Here is a 21,696-nt window from a genome sequence, read left to right as displayed (position 1 = left end):
ATGGATCAACCGTTTCGCATAGAAAAAGATACAATGGGTGATGTTAAAGTGCCCGCAGATCAGCTTTGGGGCGCTCAAACACAGCGTTCTTTAGAGAACTTTAAAATCTCCACCGAAAAAATGCCCAAAGATTTAATCACCGCAATGGCGATTGTTAAACGCTCAGCAGCGTTGGTGAATCATCAAGCGGGTTTATTGGATGATCGCAAAACGCAGTTCATTGTTGAAGCGTGTGATGAAATCATTAAAGGTGAGCATTTAGACGAGTTTCCATTATCCATCTGGCAAACGGGTTCTGGCACACAAACGAACATGAATCTTAACGAAGTGATCGCCAATCGCGCCAGCGAATTGATGGGTGGTGAGCGCGGGGAAGCGCGCCTTGTGCATCCAAATGATGATGTGAATAAATCCCAAAGCTCGAATGATACCTTCCCAACAGCAATGCACATTGCGGCAGTGGTGGCCATTCATCAACATTTATTGCCAGAACTTGCAGCGCTTAGAAATGTGCTCGCAAAAAAAGCCAATGATTTTAAAATGATCGTTAAAATTGGCCGCACGCATTTACAAGATGCCACGCCATTAACGCTCGGGCAAGAGATTTCCGGCTGGGTTGAGATGTTGCACAACGCAGAAAAACACATTAAATCCGCTTTGCCGCATTTATCTGAATTGGCGTTAGGCGGTACAGCGGTGGGCACAGGTCTAAATACGCCGCCCCATTATTCTGAGAATGTGGCGCGTGTGATCTCTGAATTTACCGAGCTTGATTTTGTGACATCACCCAATAAATTTGAGGCACTGGCCACCACGGATGCCTTAGTCTATGCCCACGGTACATTGAAGGGGTTGGCCGCGTCATTGATGAAAATTGCCAATGATGTGCGCTGGTTATCTTCGGGGCCTCGCTGCGGCATTGGTGAGATTCGCATTCCGGAAAATGAGCCGGGCAGCTCCATCATGCCAGGGAAAGTGAATCCCACTCAAAGCGAAGCGATGACGATGCTGTGCGCCCAAGTGATGGGCAATGATGTGGCGATTAACATTGGCGGTATGAATGGGAATTTTGAGCTCAATGTGTTTCGCCCGATGATCATTCATAACTTCTTGCAATCGGTGCGTTTGTTGTCCGATGGGATGAACAGCTTTAACATTCATTGCGCCGCTGGCATTGAGCCAAATTTAGAGCGCATTGACCATTTATTGCATAACTCGTTAATGTTGGTGACGGCGCTCAATCCACACATTGGCTATGATAAAGCAGCCAAAATTGCGAAAAATGCGTATCAGAAAAACTTAACCCTCAAAGCATCAGCATTAGAATTAGGCTATCTCACAGAGGCGGAGTTTGATGCGTGGGTGATCCCTGAGAAAATGGTGGGGAACATTTAATCATCATGATTTTGGATGTCATGTGAATTGACAAATATCAGCCGAAAGTGATCCTTTCGGCTTTTATTTTTTGGATCTGATAAGCTGATAGCTCACTGAATAATAAAGATAAATAGGAGATCACTATGAAAGCAGCAGTTTGGCATGGCCGCGAAGACATTCGCATCGAAGAGAAAGCATTGGCGCCCTTAAAAGATCATGAAGTGACCATTCGCGTGGCGTGGGCAGGCATTTGTGGCAGTGATCTGCATGAGTTTGAGGAAGGGCCTGTCTTTATTCCCACCAAAACGCGTGATGGTTTAACGGGCGGTTTAGCGCCTTTGACGATGGGTCATGAATTTTCGGGTGTTGTGCAAGCGGTTGGCAAAAATGTGACTCAATATCAAGTGGGTGACCGTGTGTCTGTCAATCCAACGATTACCCATGGCAAACGCAGCGAGTATGATGACATTTACGATGGCTTTAGCTTCATTGGTTTACATTGTGATGGCGGTTTTGCGGATTATGTGAATGTGCCTGAATCTGCGGTGTATCATCTGCCGGATCATCTTTCTTTAGAAACGGCTGCGTTGATTGAACCCACAGCAGTGGCTGTGCAAGCGGTCAAAGAGGGCGGTTTACGCTTTGGCGATACAGTGGCGGTGTTTGGTGCAGGCCCCATCGGTTTGGTGACGATTGCCGCAGCTAAAGCAGGTGGTGCGACCAAAGTGATCGCCCTTGATCTTTCTGATTCCCGTTTAGAGATGGCCAAAGCCATGGGCGCAACCCACATCATCAATTCAGGGAAAGAGGATGCGGTGGCCGCCGTGCGTAAGATTGTGCCACGTGGCGTTGATGTGGCCTTTGAAGTGGCGGGTGTTGAGAAAACGGTTGAACAATCCATCAATGTCACGCGCCCACGTGGCACAATGGTGATCATCTCTATTTTTGCTGCCCCCATCAGTTGGCATCCGATGCAGCTCATCAATACCGGCGTAAAAGTGACATCATCGATTGCCTATTCACCGTCAAGCTTTCAAGAGACGATTGATCTGATGGCATCTGGGCAATTGGATGTAACGCCGATTGTGACGAAGAAAATTGCCTTTGATGAGATTGTCAAAGAGGGATTTGAAACATTGGTGTCCGATAAAACCCAAGCCAAAATTTTGGTGACCCTCAGCGGCGAACAATAATTTGATTTTTCAATGATTGAGTCAAATCCCCTGTGTGCCATAGGCAAACCGGGGATTTTTTGTTAGGGTGGACAGCATTGATCATAACAACAAGGAGCGAAGATGTTAGAAGCGCCCATCACAGAAAATCAACACACCAATCGCGCATGGCTTGGCGTCATGAGTTTAGCCTTTGCAGCGTTTGTGTTTAACACCACAGAATTCATTCCCATTGCACTGTTAACAGACATTGGCCAGGACTTTAATATGTCCATCGGGCATGTGGGCATCATCATCACCATTTATGCATGGGTGGTGGCGCTGACATCCTTGCCACTCTTATTGATGGTGGGTGCGATGGAGCGTAAGCGCTTGTTGCTCTATATCTTCCTTGTATTTGTGTTGAGTCATGTCATCTGTTTTATGGCGGAGTCTTTCACAGTATTGGTCATCGGGCGCATTGGGGTGGCGATTTCGCATGCGCTGTTTTGGTCCATTACAGCGGCGCTTGCGGTGCGGGTTGCGCCCATTGGCCGTAAATCTCAAGCCCTTGGGATTTTAGCCACCGGCACTGCTTTGGCAACGGTGCTTGGCATTCCCATTGGTCGCGTTGTGGGGCAAATGGTGGGTTGGCGCTTTACGTTTTTAGGCATTGGCGGACTTGCGTTGATCACGCTGGTGATTTTGCTGCGCGTTTTGCCCAAATTACCAAGCGAAAATGCCGGCTCCTTAAAAAGTTTACCCATTTTATTTAAGCGCCCCGCATTGGTGGGGATTTTTGCACTGACGGCGATTTTTGTCACCGCACATTTTACGGTCTATAGCTACATTGAACCTTTTGCTGAACAGGTGGCTAAAATTGAACCGAGTTACACCACCTTTTTACTCTTGATTTTTGGCGTTGCGGGCATTGCCGGCAGTTACATTTTTGGGCGTTATAATGGCCGTTATCCTTTGGCATTTTTGCCTGTGTCCATCATTGTGCTCACAGTATGCATTTTGATTTTATTGCCCGTGGCATCTTCGAGCGCATTGCTTTTTGTGTTGTCCTTTATTTGGGGGATTGCGAGCATTTGTGTGGGGCTTGCCCTTCAGGTTAAAGTGTTGGATTTAGCCGCTGATGCAACGGATGTGGCCATGTCCATTTATTCTGGCATCTTTAACATTGGCATCGGTGGCGGCGCATTGGTGGGCAACATCGTCATTGCAAAACTTGGGCTTGATTCATTGGGCTTTGTGGGTGCTGGCATCAGCCTTGTGGCCTTTGGTTTAGCGATGTGGCTATTTATGCATTATAAAGCGCAATTTATGATCAGTGCGGCAACACCGAGGGACGATGTTGCCATTCACTGAATTATGCCGATTGAATCACATGATCGGCCGTTTTGATCATCTCCGGTAGGATTTGTAACATCAATTGCAATTGCTGCAGAATTTGATAATCAATCGCGCTGAGCGTTTCAGGGGCTTGCAATAAAGCCTCGAGCGCTTGGCAATGATTGTGGTAATCATCGGCATTGAGTTGATGGCGGTGCAAGGCTTTGACCATCAAATCACAGGTTTGATCAAACTGTTTTTGCACCGTCACGGATAAACTTGATGCTCGGTGCACCCCTAATGTTGAAATATAACTGATCAACGTATGATTGAGGGTTAAAAACTGGAACGCTTGATCAATGAGTTGATGATTGACTTTAGGCTCATTGGACATGATGCTGATGAGGGCAGAAAGATCGGCAGAATCATCATGGGCATCGCGGCGGGCAGAGCGGTACGCCACATCATCTAAACGCCCCACAGAATATTGACGATGGGTTTGATTTAAATATGCGGCATTGTCATTGAGCGCTGCTTGCACAAGGTTTGGCAATGTTCGATAGCGCCAATCTGGCCATAAAAAACTTACCGCAAGCCAGGAAATACTGCATCCAATCAATGTGGCAATGATGCGTGAATAAGCCACTTCTAATGAGCTTTCTCCGGTGAGGCTAAAGCTAAAGAAGACCAAAAGCGTGATGAACACAGTGGCAAAGGCATAGCGTGAATTGCGAAAGAGGAAAAACAGCCACGCACAGACGATGATGGCAAATAGGCGCGTGGTTAACGTGTCAAAGAGTGCCACAAAAAAGACACCCAGCAAAATCCCCGTAACAGTGCCCGCAACGCGTAAAAAGACGCGCTTTTGTGTGGTGGCATAGTTCGGCTGACAGATAAAGAGGCTGGTCATCAATATCCAATAGCCATGAGGCAAATGGGTGGCTTGCACGATTAAATAACCAATGGCAAACACCAGGCTGATGCGCACAGAGTGACGAAATAGGGCAGATTTAACCGTGAGATTTTCCCGAATGCGCAGCCAAGCTTCTTTGATTGTGGTGACCTCATTTTCCACCAAATGATTGTGCACATTATCATGGGAAATGTAATTGACTTGGTTGATCTGTTTAAACTGTTGATCGATCTCATAGAGATTTTTGTGGATGTTCGTCAGTGCCACAATGATCGATTGCGGCGCTTTGCATTGGTGAATGGCGTCGGCAAGGGCAGAAAAATAGCGTTCAAAGAGTGGATTGTGCTCATAAGGTTTACGGTATTTAATGCTGATGGCCACTTTTTCACAGGCCGCAGCTTGCAGTGACATGATCCTTGCTATGCGAAAGAGCACATCGCTGTTTTTTAAGTGATTGCTTAAAATCTGATAATTCATATGGGATGAAGCGGCGCGCTCGTGGATGTCTTGCGCCACAAAATAGTAATTGAGCATAATGCGCACTCTTCGGTGGCCTTGATCACCGCGTAAACGGTTAAAGAGCGAGAATTTACTGCGATTCATCGATTGAATCAATGCTTGATTGCGCGCCGTGAGCTCTTTGGTTTGTAGGACAAACCCATCGGTTTCATCCGGGTCAAACAGTTGCGATTTGGCATTTAAAAAGTCACGCAAACTTAAAAAAGAGTTGTGTAGATATTCATGCGTGGTGCGAATCGGCTGTACAATCGATTCAATCCATGCAATGAGTCCGTACCATAAAGCGCCTGCGAGCATCAATAAAGAGAGCACAAGCGGCGTGTGATAAAGCCCAATGCCGAGCATGGTGTAGGTTGAAATCAGGAGCGTCCCAAAAGAGATCACTGCAAAACGTTGTCCCCAAGCCCCAATGATGGTGAAGCAAAAGCCCGCCAGCACAAGCCCGATGATGAATAAATAAGGGTGAGGAAAGAGCAGCTCCACAGAAAATGTGGCGATGGTAAAGCAGATTAAGACAATGGCAAGGTTGGTGATGCGCTGTTTTGGGCTTGTGTCAATGTCCGTAATGGCCGATGCAATGACGCCAAGGGTTAAGGGAATGACGGCACGAATGTCGCCAAAAAGTGTGGGGACAATCGTACTGCCAAGCACGGCAATGATGATGCGAATGCTGAACAATAGATTGCTGTGGTAAAAGATTTTACGCACATGTTCAAAAGGTATATTCATAGAAATTCATCTCCCAGATGTTTCATGGCACCATTTTACGCGAATTTTGTACTAAATTGATGATTGATCATCGGTATAATGATCAATTGATTAAATGTTAGGAGGTTGTGTGGTGCGTCGTTGGTGTTGTGTGGTGATGTTAGGGATGAGTTTAGGGCAGTTGAGTGTGGCGCAATTAGATCATAAGGGATTGAATCTGTTGAGTAAAGCAGAAGGCGCCTTAAGTGAAACATTAACATTGCCTGAGCATCAATGGTTTGGGCGTGATCAAGCTTCTGCAAATGCAGACATTGATGACTATTTAGGGGATTTGATTGTCCGCTTAGAATTGCCAAATTTGGTTAAATTGCGGGAAAATTATTTCAAAGTGGAAAAGCAGATGGTGAAAGAGCGCGCTGTGATTCGTGATTTGCGCGAAAAACGCTTATTTGCAGTGGCAGAAGATTCAAGCACATTGATGAAATATACGCCCACCGATACTTTAAAAGGTTGGACAGCCTCCACGCGCGGCGATTATGATCGTTTGATTGAAATCCATGAGCAAAACCTAACGCAATATGAAGAGAGTTTGGTGATGCTTCGCGAAAATATGAGCGATGCACTTCGTGAAATTGGCGTTAATCTCACGCCGGAGCAATTGGAGTTTTTATACACCACTGTGACCGGTGAAGAAACCGTGCGCGCCATTGTGCTCTTTAACAGTGCGATCAGCGTTTCTGAGCAATTGCAAACGTTGATGGAAACGAATGCGCAAGATTTTGATGCCGTAAAGCGTTACTATGGCATGGCAACCATTTTGCACCGTATGGTGGTGAAGATTCAAACGGATTTCATTGATAAACTTGAAAATAATTACATGGTGCAACTTAAAGCTTATCGCACAGAGGCAGAGCGCAGTTTAGCAGAGGCAAAGCGCCTCCTTAAAGGTGCAGACAGCGCTCAGAAAAAGGTGCTACAAAAAAACATTAAGGCCAATCAATTGGCAATGAAGGCCATTGACCGTTATATGGATTATTTAAAGGTGCAAGCGCTCAATGCCAAAACCATTTTAAAAGCGGCCAAAGCGCGAGAAGCGATTGCACTCAATACATATTCCACCGTTAAAGTGTCGCTTGATGTGTTGTCTTTGATGCAAGAGAGCCAACGGGATTTTAAAGCCTTTTCCACCATGCAGGTGCCGAGCATTGTGCCTTTTGACAATCCTGAGTTGCGTAAAGAGTTCATGAACATCACGCAAAAGCTCAATGATCAATGATGATCATTCGGATCGCCTTGTTCACGCATCACTTTGAGTAAAATCCCTGCGATGATCGCCACAATCCCACCGATCATCGTTTCGGTGATGCGGTCAATCAGTAATGTATATGTGGGATTGTGCCAAAAGCCTGCCAACTCTACGAGCGTTAAGCTGTAGCATGTGGTGCCAAAAGCGACAATAAAGGTGTCTTTGCCAAAGCACATTGGGAGAATGAAGGCAAAAATAAAGAGTAGAATCAACACCAATGTTGCCATGTCATTGTGTAAATTGGTGTGATGCGCCACTTGGAAAATGGCATACAGTAAAATCACCGCCGCTAAACTGCCTAAAAATCTCAGCAGGGTTGTGTGCACTACATTGTCCGCTTTTGGTGTCAACACCATGATGAACATTAAAGTTGCCCAATAGATTTTATCCAACATCAAATAATGGGGAATGAGTAAACAAGCGAACATCCCAAAGCTATAGATCACCGCACGTGGAATGAGATTGGTTTGTAGTTTAAACAGATGATGGGTGAAAATGCCTTGTTTAAAGGCTTTGAGATCATATTGCTTACGCATCAATAGATGGCACACCACAAGTGCTGTGAGGGTGCCGATCAATGAGCCAAGGGGCAAGCCCTTGGTCACATGCGGCATTGTCGTGCCAATGGTGGATAAGATGATGATAAAACGCATTGCACGGTCGCACACAGGATCGCGGCCAAAGAAGTAGTAGTAACAATAGGCAATCACCAACAGATAGAGATAAAAGCCCCATGAAAGGTGTAACCATCGCCCCACATAGGTGCTTGAGATGATGAGCGTCATCCAAAAGAGGATGTACCAAAAGTTACTGCGATCTTCGTTTGCAGTATAAAGGGAATATGTACAGAGCACCGCAAATGAGGTCCATGCGATGCCACCTTGAATGCCCACAAAAGGGTAGACAATCAATGCACTGATGAACATGCTGCCAATGAAGACAAAGCTGTCACGGCAGTAAAAGTTTTGGGATATGAATTTCATAGCAGGTGTCAATCTTCAATATAAACGATACAATGGAGGACTCACTATTATAATGCCAATTAAAACTATGGATAAAAATCAAATTCGTCATGTGATCTTTTTGATCATTGCTGCTGTCTTGATCTACTCCTTTCAGGGTCATCCAAGTTGGGTAGAGTTGTGTTCAGGCTTAGCCTTCTTTTTATTCGGCATGCAATGCATGACCGATGGCTTACAGCAACTGGCCGGTGGTAAATTGGAAAAGCTCCTGGCAAAAAGCACCGCAAAGCGTTGGAAAGGGTTGCTCTTTGGTGCCGGTTCCACCATCGTTCTACAGTCTACCACGGTGGTTTCGCTCTTGATCATTGCTTTTATTAATGCATCCCTCATCACGCTTGCCGGTGGCTTTACCATTATGCTTGGGGCATACATCGGTTCAAGCAGCGGCGTTTGGTTATTGGCGCTGGCAGGACAAAGTGTCAGTTTAGCTGTGTTGACCTATCCATTGTTGATTTTGGGGGTTTTGGCATCATTTAATGGTGATAAAAGTAAAGCGCTCGGGCGCGTTGTGATCGGCATTGCATTCATCTTTTTGGCCATCACTCACATGAAAACAGGGTTTTCAGATGTCACCACGGAATTTGATTTTGCCTCGTTTGACATCGTAGGATTTTGGCGATTTTTCATCTTATTAACGGTGGGATTTTTGGCCACAATGGTGCTGCAATCGAGCCATGCAACCATTATGTTGATTCTAACGGCGCTTGATTTATCACAAATCACGTTGAATGATTCATTCATCCTAACAATTGGTGCACTCCTTGGCAGTACAGTTTCAACGTCGATCATTGGTTTTTTAGGTGGAAGCCGAGATGGTAAGCGCTTAGCATTGGCGCATTTGGTCTTTCATTTGGTGATTGCAGTCGTGATTTTATTGTTGTTAAGTCCGATTCGTCAAATGATTGATGCCATTGGCCATGGGTTAATGTTGAATGATTTGATGCAGCTTGCCCTTTTTCATACGCTTTTTAATGTCGTGGGTGTTGCGATTTTTTGGGGCGTGCAGTCAAGATTATTGGAGGCATTAAAGCGCATCATCAAAGATGAAGAAAAACCACCGGTCTTGGTGGAGCCGCAAGAGCTCATTCATCAAGAAGAAGTGACATCCAAATATCTGTTGGAAGCATCATTGTCGGTACCCGCGGCGGCGATGGGCGCCGTGTTTCAAGAGATCCGCCACTTAGGGGAAGTGAGTGCAGAGGTGATCTGCTTATCATTGAACATCTCTCTTGAAGATGTGACCGATGGGGAAGTGAATGAAGCAGCCTTTGCAGACAGTCATGATCGCACAGCGGTGGATGCCAATTTGCTGTATAATCATTATGTTAAGGGATTGTATGGCAACATTCTCATTTACATGAGCCGCATCCATTTTACCGATGCTAAAGAGATGGAATATTACCAATCGTACCTACTCAATTGTCAAATGGTGGTGCTGTCTATGGTGGATTCTGTCAAATCAAGCCGCCATCTGCAAAAGAACTTCAACCGTTATCTTGCGGCAAAAGAGGGCATCATGCAGACTTTTTACCAAGACCTTAAACTTTACTTACTCACCAATTTAAAAGCGATGTATGAACTGAGCAAAACCTTTGATGAGGATCTGTGTGATCCCGTTAAAAGGGCGCATCTGCTTGAGGAGATTCAGGCGCAATTAGAAAAAGGCAAACAGTTTGAACGCGTCTTTCGCCATGAGATTTTCATTGCCGGGCGTGATCAAAAAGTCAATGCCTTTAATACAGGTTCTGTGATGAATGATTTAAGTTATTGTCGCCGTCTTGTGAAAAGTCTATTTGACATCATGTTATTAACGCTTGAGAGCCAAACATATCCCTTTGCCAATGATGATGTTGAACACCCAGATAAGGAAATCGTAGATGATTAAAGAATCTTTAAAGATTCATGGACATAAACAATTTGAAATTAAACAGCGGGTCTCGTTTGACCACGCAAAAACCAAAGACATTAAGTATCATGTGGAGACTTATTTCTTTTTACCCGCGGCATTACAGATCAATCCGCAATCATATTCCGCCGAAGAGTTTCGCCGCTCTTTTAAAAATTATGTGCGCTTAAGCCCCGCAACCCACAAGCTCAAAAGTTTTTATAAAATCGATGGCGTGATTGAAGCCTTAAAGGCGGATTTAGAAGCCTGGCAAACAGAAACGGTGGATTTATCGGATTATGAAAATGCCTTAAAGCGCATCGCTTTGACTTATAAACGCAGCCTTCGTCTCTCTGTGAAGGGCTTATTAAAAGGGCCGAATCAAAAGAGTGAAGCGGGCACACAGCAGCTGCTCGCTGACATTGAAGCAAGCATTGCCGCGTATCGTTCATTGCAACCTTTGTGTGCGGCGATTGAAGACAAAATTGTCTCAAAAGCCTTTGCATATTGTGATGAATACATCTCATGGGTCACCACATTTTATCTGCGTAAACTCATCACTGAACGCAATATGCCGCTGCGCCGTGCCATCAGTGATGTTTGGCGCGAAGAGATCATGTATCGGGAGGAGAATTATCCTGAAAGCATCGCAACGCCCGGCGAAAGCAACGAAAAGGTGCTCTATCGTTGGAGCACGCTGCGCCGTTACATCAATCGTTATCTCTTTTTAGACATCAGCCATCGCAAAGGTGCCCCGTTTATTTGGCACACCATTTATGCGATGATCGCGGCGGTGTCGATGCTTTTTACCTTTGCCATCATGTTCAATTGGCGAAGCGGCCGTTATGACACTTTGAGTTTTAAAGTGCTGCTCATTATGGTGGTGGCGTATATTTTCCGCGATCGTTTTAAGGACATCGGCAAAAAGAAGCTGCAAAAAATCTTTCAGCGTTGGCTGCCGGATCGTAAATTACTCATCTATAAGCAAGGCATTAAAAAGCCCATTGGGATTTGTCGTGAATCGTTTCGGTTCATTTCCCATTCAGCATTGCCCGAAGATGTGCGCATCATGCATCAAAAAACGTATGAGGAGATTTTACTCAACAATGAGCGCGAAGAGGATGTGTTGTATTATAAAAAAACGGTGCACCTCATCAATCAACCGGATTTATTTGAAAAAACCCGCTTTCCGATTGCGGACATCACGCGCTTTAATGTGACGGATTTTTTGCGTTACATCGATGTGGCATTTGAAGAGCTCCCTTTTTTAGAGGAAGATGAAACCCCGGTGCTTGGAGAGAAGAGCTATCATGTCTATATGATTCGGCGCATTCGCATTCAAGGGGATCAAGAAGGGCAAGAAAATCATGCCACTGAACTGGTGCGCATTGTGCTTAATGTCCATGGCATTAAGCGGTTAGAAGTGCTCCAACCGCTCGATTTTACTAAAAAATAATCACTCTTTGATCTCAAAGCCTTGGGCGCGAATGAGTTTATCCATAACGTTGAGATCCACTTTAAGATCATCGACATCATTGTCTGCCAGCTGCTTTTTAATCTGCACAAAGGCTTGCTGAATGCCGCGCAGTGATTGCAACGTTTTCGCATCAATGTCCATCTCAATGCTTTGTGTGTCATGCAAGGATTTGATGGTGCTGTAGCGCACAAGGGATTGATGGATCAAGGGCAAATAGCGATTTAAAAATTGTCCACCTGCGATTACATCGCGCGGATCGCGCTGCATGATTTTTAAAATGTCCACAGATTCTGTGCCAATGGATTCCACCACGATGGCCAAATCATAGGGCAATTGCGTTGTGTGTTCTTCAATGAGGCGAAGAATCTCAATGTGGCGGGCAAAAACAGCATAGGAGCGCGCCTCTTTTGCGGCGTTTTCTTTGGCAAGTTGTGCGGCCATTTGTCGCTCAATGTTCTCTAAATAACTGCGCTTTTCATCCTCTTTCATCAGGGCAAGATTGGCCAAATGCTTCACTGCTTTAGGCTTTAAGAAGCCTGTAACAATGGCAAGGGCAATGATGCCATAAATCCATATTGGCATGGCGCTCAAGATGGATGCGGGCATCTGAATGCTCGCAAAAGCCAGCGCTAACAAAGAGAGCGGAATGGTGAACCAAAAGCCCGTATTGCGCGTCTCTTTATCCAATAGATCAATAATGGTGGTGGTCAAACCGCCAAACAATAGTGCCACCGGCCACAATCCACCCACAACCGTTGCAGCAGCCACAATGAGGCCAAGCAAAGTTGCGGTATGATTTTTATGAAGGGGAAAGAGGCTGATGATCCCTAAATAGTTGCATAAAAACGTGGCGCCATAAAAGGGATCAATGCTGCTTGGGATGAAGAGTTTGAGCACTTGGGCTGTGATGCCACCTAAAAATGCTTTGCTGTGAAAGAGCATGCGTTTGACGGTGGTTTTCGCACCCTTAACCAACGCTTGACTGAAATCAATCTCTTCTTGGCGCAAAATGGGACCATCTTGCGTCTCCACAGATGTGACTTTAAAGATGTGTGTTTTGCGTTGAAATGGCAGATCTGACTCTTGATAACTCATCATCCCTCCGAGTAATTATTGGTATTTATCCACCACAGATGTGATGCGTTCGCGCAAATTGTCTTCCATTTGTGACAATTCAATCTCTACAGCTTTGCGTTTTTCACGGGCTTCTGTGGCGATCTTCATGGTCTCTTCAATGGTATTGACTAAGCGATTTTGTACATCTCTGATGGTTTCAATGTCCACGATGGAGCGTTCCACTTCTGTGGCTGTGGCAATGCTGTTTTGTTGAAGCATTTCGGCATTTTTACGCAGCAAATCATTGGTGGTGTCCGCCACATCTTTTTGTAGCTTGGCTGCTTTTTCTTGCTCTTGAAGGGAGAGCGACAACACAATTTGGCTTTTCCAAACCGGCAAAGTGGAGAAAATGCTGCCTTGAATTTTTTCTGCCAACTGTTGATTGTTGTTTTGAATGATGCGAATTTGTGGCGCAGTTTGCATGGCAATGGTTTTGGAGAGATTTAAATCATGTAAGCGGCGCTCAAAGCGATTGATGTTTTCCATCAAATCTTTCACTTTTTGGGCATCTAACAGATCTTTTGACTCATTGGCCGTAGCTTCAAGGGCAGGAAGCTCATGGGTGCGGACATTTTCAAGATGATGCTGGCCAGCTTTGATGAAAAGATCCAAATCACGATAGTAATCTAAATTTTTGGCATACAATAATTCTAACTGCTCATTATCGCGCAGCAATTGCACCATAGAGTTGTCTAAATGGCTTGCGATGGCATCGACTTGTTCTGTTAAATTGGTGTGATCAATTTTAACTTTTTCAGCCTTACGAAAGAGCCCGCCAATCACAGGAATGTTCGCTAAAAAACCGCTGGCTTGCTCTTCTTTGGTAAAAGGATCATATTCACGGATTTTTAATACCAAATTAGAGAGTTGATTGCCCACTTCGCCGGCATCTTTTGTTTTCACGCGGTTGAGTAACGTGTCAGAAAAACGGGCAATCTCTGCCATCGGCTTTGAACCATACGCTAAAAATTGCGTGGGATCATTGATGTTAATGGTTTCGCTGATGGCGGTGATCTCTGCTTGATTCGGTGCCAATTCGTTGAGGATTTTCTCTTCTGAGACAATGATCGCTTGATCGTTTTTAGTTTCGTTCATTGTGGTTCCTTATTTTTGATTCAGTTGTTTAAATTGAGCACGGCGCACTTTGATGGTCAAATAAGCACCGATGAAAAACAGCAGCAAACCGATGGGTAATACAATGTAAAAAGCCCATTGTTTTACCGGGGAAACATACTCTAATTTACCATAATCGCCCATCGGATAGCGAACCAAAAGTGTACTGTCCACCGGATGCGTTGTGGTATCCATCGATTCTGTGAGCTGATAGGTGATCTTTTCTGTGGGCGATGCTGCAAAGCGTACCCACGGATGATCGCCCTCATAGCGCACAATGGTGGCATCTGTGTAGATGAGCTCTTTGTCTAAATAGACAAAATAGCCGGCGCTTAACACTAAGGCTGCGCCCACTAAGCGCAATAAACGGGCAATGAAAGCTTGATTGAACATGGCATCTCCTATGCGTTGAGTTGATTGGTGATGGTTTCAATTTCATCACTGGCCATCAGCCAAGCCTCTTCGGCAGCGGATAATTCAGCGGCATACTGATCTTTTTGTGCGCTCAAGGCTTGGATGTCATCATGGCTTTTGGTTAAGTATGTATCACTGTCGCCTAAAATGTCATCTAACTGGGCAATTTTTTCCTCAATTTTTGCCATTTGTGTTTCAAATTTTGGCATGTCACGCTCTAATTTCTTTAGGCGAGCATTGAGGTTTTTGCGCTCATTGAAATCTAATTTCGCTTCAGTGGATTCTGTGGATGTCCCCGCAGCACTTTTCTCATCATTGCTGCGTTCAGTGACCACTTGTGTACGATAGCTCTCTAAATCGCCATCATATAAGCTCACACGATGATTGCGCACCACGGCAAATTGATCACAACACATCTCTAAAAGAGATGCATCATGGGAAACGATTACAACGCCGCCTTCAAAGGCTTGCAGCGCCATGGCTATGGCTTCGCGCATCTCTAAATCAAGGTGGTTTGTCGGTTCATCGAGCAGCAATAAATTGGGCTTTTGATAGACAATCATCGCTAAAGCTAAACGCGCCTTTTCGCCGCCAGAGAAGCGCTCGATGCTTTCTAAGGCTTTATCGCCATGGAAATCAAATTGCCCAAGGAAATTACGAATTTCTTGCGTGCTGATTAAAGGATCAAGCATTTGAATGTGCCACATTGGCGATTCTGTTACCGTCAAATATTCTAATTGATGCTGGGCAAAGTAACCGATGTTTAAAAACTCAGAAGCTGTATAGTCGCCATTTTCAATGCTCAATTGACCGGCAATCGCTTTAATCAAGGTGGATTTACCTTCACCATTTTTACCGAGTAAACCAAGGCGTGTATCGGGCGTTAATGTGAGGTTCACATTGTTTAAAATGGGTTTGCCCACTTCATAACCGATGGCAACATTGTCCATGGTTAGCAGCGGATCCGGTAAACGATCCGGCTTTAAAAATGAAAAGGTGAATTCATTGGTGGCGACAACCGGCGCAATGTCTGCCAATTTTGCCAAGGCTTTGACGCGGCTTTGCGCCTGTTTTGCCTTGGTGGCTTTTGCGCCAAAGCGGCGAATGAAGTTCTCTAAATGGGCTTTGGTCTTCTCATTTTTCTCATACATGGTTTGCTGCAAGATCAATTTCTCTGCGCGCATGCGTTGGAAATCTGCATAGTTGCCTTTGTAGAGATTTGCCTTTTGCTGCTCAAGGTGCAAAATGTAATTACAAGTGTGATCTAAAAACTCTTTATCATGGGAGATGATGATCAAAATGCCTTGATAACCTTTGAGCCAATTTTCTAACCAAACCACAGTTTCAAAATCCAAATGGTTTGTGGGTTCATCGAGAAGCAAAATGTCAGAGCGGCACATCAAGGCTTTCGCGATGTTCAAGCGCATACGCCAACCGCCAGAGAAATGGGCAATCGGTTGATGAAGATCTTCAGGATCAAATCCCAATCCCGTCATTAAAGCGGCCGCGCGGCTGTCTGCTCGGTAACCATCGATGCGTTCAAGTTCTTGATGAATGTGGCTGATGGCGATCCCATCATTGGCAGCCAATGCTTTGTGTTCAGCTTGACGCAGTTCAATGAGTTCAGCATCACCAGAGAGCACATAATCAAACGCCGTTTGATCAATGTTGCGAATCTCTTGCTCCACATGCGCCATTTGCAAATGCGGCTGAATGTGCACATTGCCTTTATCTGCTTCATAGTGTCCTAAAATTAGGTTAAAGAGGGAAGTTTTGCCGGTCCCATTTTTGCCGACTAAGCCCACATGCATTTTATTGTGAATCTGCATGGAGAAATCTTCGATCAGCACTTTGGTGCCAACACGTAAGGTAATTTGGTTAAAATCTATCATTTTTTATCAATCAGTTAGAGAGTTGTTGCCAAAGGGCGAAGGCTTCTTGTGTGGCTTTGACATCATGAACGCGTAAAATTTTCGCGCCTTTTGTCAAACACCAAAGTGCAGCACTCACATTGCCAATAATGCGTGCTTTAGCATCATGGACGCCCGTTAAATGGCCAATGAGGCGTTTGCGTGATAAGCCAATGAGCATCGGAAATGGCAGGGCAGTTAACTGTTCCAATTTTTGTAACAGCTCAATTTGCTCCGCTGTGGTTTTACCAAAGCCAAAGCCGGGATCAAAGATCAGGCGGCTTTGCTCTATGCCATGAGCAGCCAATGTTGTAGCGCGCTCATGGCAAAAGTCGATGATGCTTTGCGTGATGTCCGTATGCTCGGTTTCTGTATGCATGGCATCGATGGGTTGATCTAAATGCATCACTACCAAATCCACATCCGCATGTGCCACCGCAGCAATGGCCGATGCATCGCGAAAACCATTGATGTCATTGATGATGTCGACACCTAAATCCACCATGGCCGCCATCGTTTCTGGATGATAGGTATCAATGGAGATCAGGGCAGGGAGTTTGCCCACAAGGGCAGAAACCACAGGCATTAAGCGGGCAATTTCTTCATCACTGCTGATTGGCAATGCTTTGGGGTTGGAGGATTCTGCACCGATGTCAATGATGACCGCACCTTCAGCAGCGAGTTGATGGGCGCGCATAATGGCATCTTCTGCAGCAAAATAATCGCCACCATCAGAAAAGGAGTTCGGCGTGGCATTGACAATCCCCATAATGATGGGTTCGGGGGCATGTAATAATTCAGAGAGACTCGCGTGAGTCATTGTCATCTCCTAAAAAAAGACAACCTTCTATGAATCATAGAAGGTTGCATGGATGAATCAGTGTTTATTTAGATTCAGTCACTTGTGCTTCTGTGACATCACCCGTGACCTTCTCAGGCAGTGAGGTTACATCTTGTGGCGAGATCAGCTCACCTTCCACTTGCAGTAATTCAGCAGAAGGTTTGGCATAGGACAATCGTCCCGCTTCACGGAAGGCTAAGGCAGATTTTTCAAACTCACCTTGCTCCAATAAAATTTCAGCCAATAAGTGATGCACTTCAGGGATTTGATCATCAATGGCCAATGCTTGTTGAAGTGCCGTTAAGGCCTCTTCTAATTGCTTGGTTTGATAATACAATCTTGCCACAGCAAGGGCAGCATAAGCGCTGTCAGGATGCTGCGTCGCAAACTGCTTGGCATGTTTGATGTAGATTTTAAAATCCCCTGTGTATAAATGACCATATGCCGTGATGACCAAATCATTCCACTCTTTTTTCAACGAGTAACGCAGCGCTTCTTCCGCTTCATTGACATTGCCGGCATACAAAAGTTTTTCAGCATAATTGACCACAACGCTTGGCGTTACTTTAATGTTGTTTGGAATCACTTCCCACAACGCTTTGAGTTTATTGCCATTGTGTTCAGCGCCAATGTGATCAATCAAAGCCACATACAGCTCAGGCTCGATGGCTAAGCGCTCATCTTTGGGCAATGATTTATGAAGCGCCGGCATGATTTGATAAAGTTGATCATATAAGCCTTGTTTTTCATATGCTTTGGCCAATGCCACCAAAATGCGGTGATGATCACCTTTTTCTTGGCGAATGCGCTCAAGGACAGTTTGCGCTTTTTCAGGCGCATCCCATTCATTGAGAAGCTCACCCATCATGATGCCCGCATGTAAACGATTGTGTGTATCACTCAATGTTTCAACGGCACGCAAATATTGATCACGTTGTTCTGTTTTGCCTTGCATTTGTGCTGCGCGCGCTGCACCAATGTAACAAAAACTTGGATTGGGGCTGCTTTTAGCGGCAGATAAATGGAGTGCTTCGGCTAAATCAGGCTTATTCTCAAGCATGGCCAATTCGGCGCGGGACATTTTGCGGCTCGCGCTTTTTTCGCTTCTTAGATCTGCACTGCGTTTTAAAAAGCTTGGCAAACCAATCACTCTGAACAAAAAGCGCAATAACACATAACCCACCACAAAAAAGATGAGGCCACTGAAGAAGAAGCCTGAAAGGGTCATCATCAATGAGAAATCTTTTTGGGTAAATAGGTTTTTACCGGTGATGATCACCATGCCTGGATCTTTTTCCACCAAGAGAAATAAGAAAATGGCCAGGGCAAAGGGGATTAAAAACCAGCCCAATGCTTTGAAAAAACGCATCATAATCCTTCTCCTCTATAGTTCAACATAGAGGCATCGAAGGATTTTAAAATCGGATCGATGTTGAGATTGTCGTGGGCAACATTCACATTCAACAACTCATTGAGCGCCGCTAACACTTGATGATAAGTTTCATCATTCGGGCTAAAGTAGTTGGTGAGCAATGTGCGTGCAGCCTTCAAAGATTCTTGATACGTCACGGCTTGATGCTGTAATAACGCTAAGCGTGCAGTGGTCAATTGCATTTGCATGTTTTGCTTTAATAATACTTCATCAGTGATGGACATTAACTCAGGCGCCGCTGTGCGTTCTTGGGTCACAATGAACACAGGTTTGATTTTATCCACAGCTTTGGAATACCAAGGTTTGGCATTCGGATCATCATTGGCGGCCTCTTTATCCACTTCTGATTTAAAGCTGTTTTTAAGCTCACCTAAAATGTCGTCAGATTTGGTGTCAATGCCAGGGACAGCATCAATCAAATGTTGAATGCGCGTGGCATATTCAGCACGATTGATGGTTGGGATCTCTTGTAATTTGACGATCTCACTTTGAATGAGATTATTGGTTTCGCTGAATTTGGCATTGGCAGTTGCCATCAAACGCTCACTGGCCTCTTTAAGAATGTTCACAGCTGCTGTGGTGTCTTCTTCAAAGGTGAGTTTAAAGTTGGCTAAATTCAGTAAATATTGTGCTTGGCTTAAGTTTAAAAGGTCAATGTCTGTTTTGGCAGATAAATGCTCTTCTAATGTGTTTAATGCAGCGATTTTGCTGTTGATTTCCACAAGCTGAGACGTCAAACGGTTTTGCGTTTTTACAGCATCCGACTGCGCATCATTGGCCATTTTACCAATGTGCGTGATGGATTGATCTAAATTGCTAACCACCGATTCAAATTGTTGGATATGATCTTTCAATTGATTGTAGCGATTGCTCGCTGTGCCGCTGTCCGCTTGTAGATTGCTAATGGCTGAATCTAACGTGCCAACGCGCTGCTGCAAGGCTAAGAGATTTTGTTGCTGTTGCTTTTGGGCATCGCTTAAATCTGTAAAATTAGAGGATTGACCGCGTTCAGTGGCCACAGTTTTTTGAAGATTGGTCAAAGCATTGGACAAATTTTCAAGTTCTGTTTTTTGTTGCACAATTGTACGATTGAGTTCTTGTGTACGTGTGCTTTCATCTGAGACCTGTAAAAATGCAAACGCACCAACGCCAATGCCAACAACGCCAAGCGCGAGGGCTAATAAGGACAAAGATTTGCCTGATTGTGGGGCAGGGGCAGGTTGTGTGACGTGTTGAGGCTTGACTTCTGGTTGTTCTTCTTTGACAGCATCGACAGTGTTCGCCACATTGAGCTCAGGCTCTGGCAATTGTGTGGTCTCTTTATCATTCGGTTCAGTCATGGATGAATCCTCAGGGGTTGAATCAAAAGTGGATAAAAGCAAGTGTGGGGCAGCCTCAACCAAGGCTTGCCACATGTCTTGACTCACAGCGGATGGCGCTGTGATGATGTGAATGTAACCAAGCGTTCTGACATAATCGGCAAGGCGCTCGCTTGCCACAATCAATGGGCGATCTGTTCTGTGAGCGTCCACTGAAAATGCCGCGTCATGGTAAGCGGCGAAGGCTTCTTGGCTCGAGACTAAAATCGTTACCGGATGGTGTTTTGCGTAATCCATCACGGCGGTGAGATCAATCTGCGTCGGACGATCACGGCGGTAGACATCCACATATTGTGCGATGGCGCCCATCGCTGTCATGGCATCGGCCAATAAGCGGCGGCCACCTTCGCCACTATAAATGGTGATGGTTTTGCCCGTTAAATCCAAAGTGCTGAGCTTTTCTAGAAGCTTTTCAGAAGTGTATGGCGCATCTCCTTGAATGATCGGAGCATCAGTCAAGGCTTCTAAACGCTTAGTTGTGCCAGCACCGATGGAAATGCATGGCGTTTTTAATGAAAAATCCAAGCCAAAACGCACGGCATAATCCACAGCATTTGGGCTTGTAAAGGCCCAATAATCACTGGATTGTGCAGCTTGTGTACAGCCTTCTGTGGCGGCATCTGTATTTTGGGGCTCTAAAATGACAAGGCAAGGCACATTGAGTGCATGACCATGATGATCATTGATTTGATTCACTAAAAATTCAGATTGATCCGCCGGGCGCGTGATGACAACGCCCAACTGTTTTAAATCAACAGATGGAACGTTGACTTCAGGCGCTAAAACCGGCGCTGCATTTTTTTTGAGTGCGGCTTTTTTATTTTTTTTCGCCATAAATACTCCTTAAAAACTCATCGGCGCCTTTACTGAGCAGCTCTTGGGCTAAGCGATGCCCTAAATTCTGTGCATCTAAAGGATCGCCCACCATTTCTGCATAGATGATTTCATTGGTGTCAATGTTGCCCACTAAACCACGAATCCATAGCCCTTTTTCTGTGAGCTCTGCATAGCCTGCAATCGGTGCTTGGCAACCGCCATTTAAAGTGGCATTAAAGGCGCGCTCTGCAGCCACACAGACAGCAGTATCATCATCATTTAATAGGGAGATGATTTGGCGCACTTCATCGTTGTTGCGATTGCATTCGATGCCAATGGCACCTTGGCCAACGGCGGGTAAGGAAATGTCTTGAGAGATCTCTTCACTGATGCGATGGTCAAACCCTAAACGTTTAAGGCCAGCGGTGGCTAAAATGATGGCATCAAATTCGCCGGCATCTAATTTCGCTAAACGTGTATTGACATTGCCGCGCAAATCTTTGAGTTGTAAATCTGGGCGCAGCGCCATCAATTGCACACGACGACGCAATGAGCATGAACCCACCACAGCATTTTGTGGCAATGTTTTGATGGTGTAATTGTGATTGCTCACCAAAGCATCACGAGGATCTTCGCGCTTCATCACAACCGGGACAATCAAGTCTTCAGGCAGCTCTTTTGCCATCGGTACGTCTTTCATGGAGTGAACAGCAATGTCTGCTCGGCCATCTAATAACGCAACTTCCAATTCTTTGATGAATAAACCTTTGCCGCCAATTTTACTGAGCGGAGAGGATAACAGTTGATCCCCTTTGGTGGTCATGCCGAGTAATTGAACATCCATCTCTGGGAAAAATTCTAGGATTTTACTTTTCACATGTTCAGCCTGCCATAGTGCGAGCGGACTTTCTCGAGTTGCAATTGTTAGGGTTTTTAAAGACATCTCACATTCTCTTCATATAAAAATGGTATAACGGAC

Annotated in this window: 16 protein-coding genes; 6 read left to right on the top strand and 10 right to left on the bottom strand. The window is 45.1% G+C overall.

Translation table 11 applies throughout. The annotated features are described in order from the left end of the window. The 3 genes from fumC (at position 1) to B9T20_RS01385 (ending at position 3,902) form a co-directional block, all read left to right on the top strand. On the top strand, positions 1–1,395 hold the full coding sequence (gene fumC / locus B9T20_RS01395) for a class II fumarate hydratase (RefSeq protein ID WP_094489471.1): 1,395 nt from the start codon (positions 1–3) through the stop codon (positions 1,393–1,395). A gap of 125 nt (positions 1,396–1,520) precedes the next feature. Then, the gene (locus B9T20_RS01390) at positions 1,521–2,570 is read left to right on the top strand and encodes a 2,3-butanediol dehydrogenase (RefSeq protein WP_094489470.1); all 1,050 of its coding nucleotides are present in this window, start codon (positions 1,521–1,523) and stop codon (positions 2,568–2,570) included. 102 nt (positions 2,571–2,672) lie between these two features. After that, positions 2,673–3,902: a sugar transporter gene (locus B9T20_RS01385; protein ID WP_094489469.1), complete on the top strand. Its 1,230-nt coding sequence runs from the start codon at positions 2,673–2,675 to the stop codon at positions 3,900–3,902. A gap of 1 nt (position 3,903) precedes the next feature. Here the strand turns inward: B9T20_RS01385 and yccS are convergent, their stop codons facing one another. Next, positions 3,904–6,027 (bottom strand): YccS family putative transporter, encoded by a 2,124-nt coding sequence (gene yccS / locus B9T20_RS01380; RefSeq protein ID WP_094489468.1) that lies wholly within the window; start codon positions 6,025–6,027, stop codon positions 3,904–3,906. A 112-nt stretch (positions 6,028–6,139) separates the two neighbouring features. Here yccS and B9T20_RS01375 point away from each other — a divergent pair, with 112 nt between their 5' ends. Then, entirely contained in the window at positions 6,140–7,282 is a 1,143-nt protein-coding gene (locus B9T20_RS01375; protein WP_233491478.1) for a hypothetical protein, read from the top strand. Here B9T20_RS01375 and B9T20_RS01370 read toward each other — a convergent pair. Next, the gene (locus tag B9T20_RS01370; protein WP_094489466.1) at positions 7,276–8,295 is read right to left on the bottom strand and encodes an FUSC family protein; all 1,020 of its coding nucleotides are present in this window, start codon (positions 8,293–8,295) and stop codon (positions 7,276–7,278) included. The two genes, B9T20_RS01375 and B9T20_RS01370, sit on opposite strands and share 7 nt — an antisense overlap. Before the next feature lie 52 nt (positions 8,296–8,347). On the opposite strand from B9T20_RS01370, the gene B9T20_RS01365 reads away from it, so the two are divergent. Further along, positions 8,348–10,219 (top strand): Na/Pi cotransporter family protein, encoded by a 1,872-nt coding sequence (locus B9T20_RS01365; protein WP_094489465.1) that lies wholly within the window; start codon positions 8,348–8,350, stop codon positions 10,217–10,219. Continuing rightward, a complete protein-coding gene (locus B9T20_RS01360; protein WP_094489464.1) occupies positions 10,212–11,675 on the top strand; it encodes a hypothetical protein in 1,464 nt (487 codons plus the stop codon). Before B9T20_RS01365 ends, B9T20_RS01360 begins: the two co-directional genes overlap by 8 nt. Here the strand turns inward: B9T20_RS01360 and B9T20_RS01355 are convergent, their stop codons facing one another. The 8 genes from B9T20_RS01355 to hemC all read right to left on the bottom strand — a co-directional run bounded on the left by B9T20_RS01355 (position 11,676) and on the right by hemC (position 21,660). After that, positions 11,676–12,791, bottom strand: a complete 1,116-nt coding sequence (locus B9T20_RS01355; protein WP_094489463.1) for a hypothetical protein — start codon at positions 12,789–12,791, stop codon at positions 11,676–11,678. A 15-nt stretch (positions 12,792–12,806) separates the two neighbouring features. Further along, positions 12,807–13,907, bottom strand: coding sequence for a toxic anion resistance protein (locus tag B9T20_RS01350; protein ID WP_094489462.1), 1,101 nt, complete (start codon positions 13,905–13,907; stop codon positions 12,807–12,809). Positions 13,908–13,916: 9 nt separating this feature from the next. After that, on the bottom strand, positions 13,917–14,318 hold the full coding sequence (locus B9T20_RS01345) for a hypothetical protein (RefSeq protein ID WP_094489461.1): 402 nt from the start codon (positions 14,316–14,318) through the stop codon (positions 13,917–13,919). 8 nt (positions 14,319–14,326) lie between these two features. Next, positions 14,327–16,231, bottom strand: a complete 1,905-nt coding sequence (locus tag B9T20_RS01340; RefSeq protein ID WP_094489460.1) for an ABC-F family ATP-binding cassette domain-containing protein — start codon at positions 16,229–16,231, stop codon at positions 14,327–14,329. A 10-nt stretch (positions 16,232–16,241) separates the two neighbouring features. Beyond that, positions 16,242–17,069, bottom strand: a complete 828-nt coding sequence (gene folP, locus B9T20_RS01335; RefSeq protein ID WP_094489459.1) for a dihydropteroate synthase — start codon at positions 17,067–17,069, stop codon at positions 16,242–16,244. Positions 17,070–17,133: 64 nt separating this feature from the next. Further along, on the bottom strand, positions 17,134–18,462 hold the full coding sequence (locus B9T20_RS01330) for a heme biosynthesis HemY N-terminal domain-containing protein (RefSeq protein WP_094489458.1): 1,329 nt from the start codon (positions 18,460–18,462) through the stop codon (positions 17,134–17,136). Next, complete coding sequence (locus tag B9T20_RS01325; protein WP_094489457.1) at positions 18,459–20,735, bottom strand: uroporphyrinogen-III C-methyltransferase; 2,277 nt, start codon at positions 20,733–20,735, stop codon at positions 18,459–18,461. The genes B9T20_RS01330 and B9T20_RS01325 overlap by 4 nt, the downstream gene beginning before the upstream one ends. Continuing rightward, positions 20,719–21,660 carry a hydroxymethylbilane synthase gene (hemC, locus tag B9T20_RS01320; RefSeq protein ID WP_094489456.1) on the bottom strand — a complete coding sequence of 314 codons (942 nt, stop codon included), beginning with the start codon at positions 21,658–21,660 and terminating at the stop codon, positions 20,719–20,721. Before hemC ends, B9T20_RS01325 begins: the two co-directional genes overlap by 17 nt. Positions 21,661–21,696: the final 36 nt, after the last annotated feature.

Origin of the sequence: Wohlfahrtiimonas sp. G9077 (assembly GCF_002252155.1) — a bacterium.
Taxonomy (GTDB): domain Bacteria; phylum Pseudomonadota; class Gammaproteobacteria; order Cardiobacteriales; family Wohlfahrtiimonadaceae; genus Wohlfahrtiimonas.
The sequence above is the reverse complement of the archived record's forward strand: the minus strand, read 5'-3'. Positions and strand labels throughout refer to the sequence as shown.